The 268-nt window shown below is 38.4% G+C and carries 1 pseudogene; it reads left to right on the forward strand.

The features are described 5' to 3' along the window. Positions 1-84 precede the first annotated feature (84 nt). A pseudogene (locus tag CWB60_RS20550) lies at positions 85-268 on the forward strand (hypothetical protein); the annotation flags it as partial.

The raw sequence follows: 268 nt of genomic DNA on the forward strand, positions 1-268 counted from the left end.
ACTCGCTTGAAATAAGTTGATATTACTAGCCATGTAAATGTATGGGAAAACCCAGATATATACTGCTGTGGGCCTGCAAACTTTATGAAAACGGTGTGTGACTTTGCTAAAAAACACCATTTAAATTACTACCTAGAGGCATTTGGTTTTACGCTGCCAAGCCAAAATGACGACAGCCTGTTTAACGTACAGATTAATAGCTGCGCTCATATCGTAATTGCTTTCAAAGAATTGTTAGCACATGTTGAGGCAAAACTATTTCCGGTGA

Origin of the sequence: Pseudoalteromonas sp. S327 (assembly GCF_005886415.1) — a bacterium.
Classification (GTDB): Bacteria; Pseudomonadota; Gammaproteobacteria; order Enterobacterales; family Alteromonadaceae; genus Pseudoalteromonas; species Pseudoalteromonas atlantica.